General features: G+C 34.5%; 3 protein-coding genes. All 3 read left to right on the plus strand.

What is annotated here, in order from left to right:
• The coding region (locus tag ACQKKK_RS26195) for a hypothetical protein (protein WP_427620015.1) at nucleotides 1–203 on the plus strand (203 nt) is incomplete at its 5' end.
• Nucleotides 204–445: 242 nt separating this feature from the next.
• Nucleotides 446–754: a hypothetical protein gene (locus tag ACQKKK_RS26200; protein ID WP_427620016.1), complete on the plus strand. Its 309-nt coding sequence runs from the start codon at nucleotides 446–448 to the stop codon at nucleotides 752–754.
• Nucleotides 755–1,121: 367 nt separating this feature from the next.
• Nucleotides 1,122–1,784, plus strand: coding sequence for a hypothetical protein (locus ACQKKK_RS26205; RefSeq protein WP_427620018.1), 663 nt, complete (start codon nucleotides 1,122–1,124; stop codon nucleotides 1,782–1,784).
• The last annotated feature ends 144 nt before the right edge of the window (nucleotides 1,785–1,928 follow it).

Below are 1,928 nucleotides of genomic sequence, written 5' to 3' on the forward strand. Positions count from 1 at the left end.
GATATAAATTGAAACGCCGTATACGCGAACCGTACGTACGGTGTTGTGAGAGGGGCGAAAATAATACATTTATTTTCCCTCTACTCGATTGCAACTATCGGGGCAGTTTAGTTGAATATGAAGGAGTGGAAAGTTACTTTAAACAGATATATAAAAGTGAAACTATAAATTCCATAACTATATTGAATGTTGCTATGATCTGAAATGAACATATCAAATCTCGCTTTGGAAAGGTTATAATGATAACTTTTGAAACTTTTATAATTGAATTAACGTAAATATAGTAATTATTTATTGTAGGGAAGGGATTATTATTTTAATTTATTATTTGTTATTTGGTTTAGGTGTGTTTTTAGTTATATTCACAGTGATATTTTTTATTCATATGCATATAGAGCGAGAAATTGAGTTTTGGCAGACTATTAAAATGCTGGGCGGTTTTCTAGTGGGACTCCTGCTTTTATGGATGACCATTCCAAGTCTAAAAGATGTAATAACGAAAGACTTTGATGTTGTTAATGGAAAATGTACGATAGAAATATCTTCATCTGGTCGTTCTTCTGATTCGACTTTCAATATGTTTAATACAGACGAACAATTTAGTTTCATGGAGATTCCTAACCTTGATGCTTATGGCAAATCAATTCCTTATTACTGTGAGATTACGGTGACCAAAGACCGTATGTGGGAAATGGATTATAAAATTTACGATTTAAAGACAGGAAAGCTTATGGATTCACACACAGGTGAGTAGCTTACTTTGAAAAAAACAATAAGAATAATTATACATACGCAGCTGAGAAACCAATCCCAAATCAAAGTTTGTTGATACAACAACAAAACACTTAAAACGTTGTCATATCAATATTTTAAGTGTTTTTCTTTATTCTATTCCTATACAGCTTTTTATGCACAATCGTTTGAACCTAGATATAACAAGGCTTTCAACGATGTTCAAAAAAACTACACTGGCACACGTTCTGCAAAAAAAATTGCATACGCAACTCTTTTTTCTTATTGAACTAACGGGGTAGGTTAGTTTAATAAGCCAGCGAAAACAACGGTTTCACGTGGTATTATAAAAAAATAAACTATTCGAACCTTTAAGAGAGGCGATTAAAATGAGGGTAGAAATAAGCTACTTCCCTCCCGAAAAAATAATAACTATGCCGGGGGAAGAAGCCACTTATCCTTTTGAGATTAACGGTGAGTTCCAATATATCGTAGAGTTTTATACAGATACCCATGAAGAATTCTTTTGTAATTGGATGGATAGCCCAGATTATTACCCTATTTATTCACTTGCGGAAATCTATAATTTTCAACAAGCAGAGTACGAAGAGCTGTTTAAGATGCAAAATATAGAGTTTAATTATATGAAGGGGAGTCGTAAAGACACGCTCTTTGTAAAGGCAATTATACGCAGCCTGCAGCAATTTAAAGAATATTATCCTTATTTGTACGGGAATGGAAGCATGTTGAACTTATCATTATGGTCCTTAAAACAGGATGTATTCAGACTAGAGGAAAGGGAACATGAGTCACCTTATCCTGTAAAAAAGACTAAAAATAGCCGAACCAGACTAGTTAAATTAAAGTGGATAGCCAATACCTCGATAGCAACTTTAGCTAAAAGTTCCACTATGTTTTGGGTAGGGTATGATGGTGATTATATTACTGCGTTCTCAAATGATGAACACTTTTCAACAATAGACTCTCTTCAAAAAATAATACCAGAAAAGGTAGAGCTGGTAACTGGTGATTATGAGTATGAGTATGAGTAGTGTTCTCCCATTCCATAACCTTGTTGAACTAAAAGGTGCGTTGCTGAATATCGGAGCTGTCTTTAAGGCAGCTTTTTCTTGTGTGCCAGGCATGGCAACTATCTAGGTGGTGAAAGTCCACTGTGGGGGTACACATCGACCAAC

It is taken from the genome of Peribacillus sp. NPDC006672 (assembly GCF_050274955.1).
Classification (GTDB): Bacteria; Bacillota; Bacilli; order Bacillales; family DSM-1321; genus Peribacillus.

Excerpts from the sequence above, each read along its gene's own strand:
- ACQKKK_RS26205 (WP_427620018.1), top strand. The coding sequence starts at position 1,122 with ATGAGGGTAGAAATAAGCTACTTCCCTCCCGAAAAAATAATAACTATG.